Source organism: Frankia tisae, from assembly GCF_025403405.1.
In the GTDB taxonomy this organism is placed as follows: domain Bacteria; phylum Actinomycetota; class Actinomycetes; order Frankiales; family Frankiaceae; genus Frankia; species Frankia tisai.
On sequence record NZ_JANEZT010000464.1, the window covers coordinates 1 to 4,455 of the forward strand.

A 4,455-nucleotide genomic window follows, 5' to 3' on the forward strand; every position below is an offset into this window, starting at 1 on the left:
GGCCACGAGCACGGCCGCCGTGCGCCGTCGTGGTGAGGCCGGCCCTGGCTGGTCCGTCCCGGAGGATGCCGCCGAGGGTACGATGATCATCGATCGGGGCGGTGCGGCGGCCGCCGGTCAGCCACGGCCGGGTTCGACCCGGCCCGAGGCCCCCCAGACACAGCAACCCGAATATCAGCAGCCCGGGTACCCGCAGCCCGCCTACGACCAGGCCGGGTACGGGCAGCAACAGGGCAATCACCCGGAACGCGGCGCGGCGATCGGTCAGGACGGGCTGGCAGGGGTCGGCGGGGCGGGGCAGGGCGGGTTCGGCGCGGGTGCGCCGCCGACCGGCACCACCGCCGCCGCGAAGCCGCCGCGGCGGCGTCGGCGGCGCGGTCGGCTGCTGGCGATCGTGCTGGTCGTGCTGGTCGTCCTGTTCGTCGTGGGTGACCGGGTCGGCGTGGTGGTCGCCAAGGGGCAGATGCGCAAGCAGGTCGAGGCGGCCGTCGCCGAGAACATCAAGCCCGGCGACCCGGTGCCCAAGGTGACCGACGTGAGCATCGGCGGCTTCCCCTTCCTCACCCAGGTCCTGTTCGGCAAGTTCACCGACATCGGCGTCGGGATCGACGGCATTCCCACCCCGGGACCGAAGATCTCCTCGGTGAAGGCGCACCTCAAGGGCCTGCACGTGCCGCTGGGGGACGCCCTGACCGACAACGTGGGGCAGGTCCCCGTCGATGACGTGCGGGCCACCGTCGGCATCACCTACGCCGACCTGAACGCCTTCCTCGCGAAGCAGGCGGTTCAGGTCCAGGTCGCCCCGGTGGACGGTGGGAAGAAGGTCGAGCTGAGCGGCACCATCGACGGCCCCTTCGGGCTGGGCAGTACGAAGGTCAGCGGCATCACCACGTTCGAGGTCAACGACAACAAGCTGACCCTGGTGCCGTCCGCGCTGTCGGTGGTGGGCGGCCTGAACTTCACCATCCCCGTGAGTTTCCAGATACCGGTACCGATTCCGGTGTCCGGGCTGCCGTTCCATCTGCGCATCGTCAAGGCGTCGACGAATGCCACCGGGCTGTCGCTCACCGCGACCGCCAAGGATGTCGTTCTGCCGGCGTCCTGACCTGCCCACCGATGACCATGCCCGCCCGGAACCCGATCTTCCCCGGGCGGGCATGATTCCGGCCACATTCTCGACGCCGTCCTGGCCGGTGTCGCTCGCGCGATCGCCTGGGGGTCGCCGCGCCGACGCCTCCGAGGAGGTGGTCCGGGCCCGTCCAGGGCCGTCCGGTCGCCCATCCGGGCCAGGTGGGCGCGGCGTGGCTCGTCACCTTCACATGGCGCGCTTGCAGGCATTTCCAGGGCGCGAAGCAGGCAGTCGTGGCACCGGTGGGCTCGCCATGTGAATCAGTTGTGTGCGGACGGTCGGATACTTGAAGCCGTTCGGTGCCCCCTCGGTCGGATCGGCGACAGATGTCACTCCCGCAGACCGCCGGCCGGCATTCTCATAGGGTGCCGCACGGGAGTCGCGTGTCATCGCCGTCGCCCCCGTGGCACGGTCGTCGCGGTGGCGGCCCGACCGGGGGGGCAACGGCGGAGAAGATCCGTGCAGGATAACCGGCATTTCGAGGATCAAGAGGCGGCAGGAAACCGAGAGATGTCCAGAGGCCGAATGCGACGGCGGCCATGCCGTTCGGCTGGCCGGTCAACCGTCACCCGGGGTGGATCAAGGTCATCCCTCGACGCTACGATCGGACATCCGGCATGATCGGTCAACCCGCGTGACTGCTCGGCGTGGCATCACCCGTTGTCCCGGTGGCGCCGCTCGAAGCGGTGACATCGCTCGGCTCGGTGACATGACCTGGCGTAGTTACAAGGTGGAGTTCGGCGGGACAACCCGGCCAGCGTCCCGTCGCGAAGGGGGAAACACGTGCAGACGACCTTCCTGAGAGTCGTCACCGAGGCCGGTGCGGCCACCGTGCCGGCCGAGGCCCAGTTCATCATCGGCCGTGCCCGGACCGCCGACTACGTCATCGCCGACAGCCGGGTCTCCCGCCGCCACCTCCTCCTCGAACAGGCCAGCAGCGGCTGGATCGTGCGGGACATCAGCTCCAACGGCACCTGGATCGACGGGCAGCGGATGCCCGAGTCCGTGTCGGTGCACGACGAGGTGCGGTTGCGGCTGGGCACCCCCACAGGCCCCGAGGTCGTCGTCCACCCCGAGTTCCCACAGGGCCGCGGCCCGATCGACGAGCCGGCCTACGACCCCGGCTACGACATGCAGACGATGCTGCCCAACGCCGCCGGCTACACCCCGCCGCGGCCCACCTCGGGCCGGGGTAGCCGGGGCCATCAGGGGCCGACGAGCCCGGCGCAGCGCGGTCGCGACTACGACTACGACGACCACCGCCGCGACGAGCATGCCGGCGGCTCCACCAGCCTCGAGCAGGAGCACGAGCGGCGCACCACCTACCGGCTGCGCCAGGGCACGATGTCGATCGGCCGCGCCCGGGACAACGACATCGTGATCACCGACCTGCTCGCCTCCCGCCGGCACGCCGAGCTCTACATCGGCCGTTCGGGCCTGCAGATCGCCGACCTCGACTCGGCCAACGGCGTGTTCGTCAACGGCCGCCGGATCAACCGGACGGAGGTCGGCCAGGGCGACGTCATCGCCGTCGGCCACCACGTCTTCCAGCTCGAGGGCGATCAGCTCGTCGAGTACATCGACTCCGGCGACGTCAGTTTCGAGGCCGACGCCCTGAACGTCTGGGCCGGCCAGAAGCAGCTCATGCACGACATGACGTTCAAGCTGCCCGGCCGGGCGCTGCTCGGCGTCGTCGGGCCGTCCGGCGCAGGCAAGTCCACCCTGCTCAACGCCCTTACCGGGTTCCGGCCCGCGGACAAGGGCGCTGTCCGCTACGCCGGCCGTGACCTGTACTCCGACTACGACGAGCTGCGGCGCCGCATCGGCTACGTGCCGCAGGAGGACCTGCTGCACACCTCGCTCACCGTGCGCAAGGCCCTGGAGTACGGCGCCGAGCTTCGCTTCCCGCCGGACGTCACGAAGGCGGAGCGGCGCACCCGCGTCGACGAGGTCCTCGCCGAGCTCGGCCTGACCCAGCACGCGAACACCCAGGTGTCGCGGCTGTCCGGTGGCCAGCGCAAGCGGACCTCGGTGGCCCTGGAGCTGTTGACCCGGCCGACCCTGCTCTACTTGGACGAGCCGACCTCCGGTCTCGACCCGGGCATGGACAAGAACGTCATGGAGTCGCTGCGCAAGCTGGCGGACGACGGCCGGACAGTCATCGTCGTCACCCACAGCGTCGCCCAGCTCGATCTGTGCGACTACATCCTGGTGTTGGCCCCGGGCGGGTACGTCGCCTACTTCGGGCCGCCCCAGGACGCGCTGTCCTTCTTCGGCAAGCGGGACTACCCCGATGTCTTCCTCGACCTGGAGGCGACACCGGGCGTCGAGTCGGCCGCCCGGTTCCGCAACTCGCGGTACTACGTGCCGGCGTCGATCACCGCCCCCTCGGCACGGCCGGCGCCGGAGGAGCTGCCCTCGCTGCGCCAGCAGTCGGTGGCCTCCCAGCTTGTCACGCTGAGTCGCCGAACCATGGCCGTCGTGGCGTCAGACAAGTCCTATCTACGGTTGATCATCGCGTTCCCGTTCCTGTTGGGACTGATACCCAGAGCCATCGGCGGCAACTTCGACCTCACCGCCGAGCAGGCTAAACAGTTCTCGCCGAACTCCGACGGCCCGACGATCCTGCTGATCATGGTGCTCTGTGCCTGCTTCATGGGCATGGCGAACTCGGTCCGCGAGATCGTCAAGGAACGGGCGATCTATCGCCGTGAGAGAGCCATCGGCCTGTCCCGCACGGCGTACATCGGGTCGAAGGTCCTCGTCCTGATCCTGATCACGGTGGCGCAGTCGATCCCGTTCACGCTGATCGGGCTGGCCGGGCGAACGCCCAAGGCCGGTCTCATCCTCGGCAGCTCGCTGCTGGAGATGCTGATCGCGGTGATCGTGGTGTCGCTGGCCTCGGCGATGCTCGGTCTGTTGATCTCGGCGCTGGTCGACAACGCCGACAAGACGATGCCCCTGCTCGTCCTGATCACGATGGCCCAGCTGATCTTCAGCGGCGGCATTGTCCCGGTCAAGGGCACCGCCGGCCTGGAGCAGGTCGCCTACATCGCGCCGGCGCGCTGGGGGTTCGCGTCGATGTCGTCGATCGCCGACATGAACCGCATCACCCTCGCCGGCATTCTGCGCCCGGACGGCTCCAAGAAGCTGATCAACCCGAAGGCCGTCGTCGACCCGTTCTACGACCACACCGCGTCGACCTACCTCACCGACATCATCGCCGGCGCCGTGATCGGCATTCTGTTCATCATCATCGTCTCGATGCTGATCCGCCGCATGGACCCCAAGACCGTCAAGCGCGCCCCCGCCACCCCCGTCAGCGG

General features: G+C 69.2%; 2 protein-coding genes. Both read left to right on the forward strand.

Annotated elements, in window-relative coordinates:
• Positions 1 to 1,105, forward strand: a 1,105-nt coding sequence (locus tag NBZ85_RS28120; protein WP_308205230.1) for an LmeA family phospholipid-binding protein, incomplete at its 5' end; no start/stop codon positions are given.
• A gap of 807 nt (positions 1,106 to 1,912) precedes the next feature.
• The coding region (locus tag NBZ85_RS28125; RefSeq protein WP_261562995.1) for an FHA domain-containing protein at positions 1,913 to 4,455 on the forward strand (2,543 nt) is incomplete at its 3' end.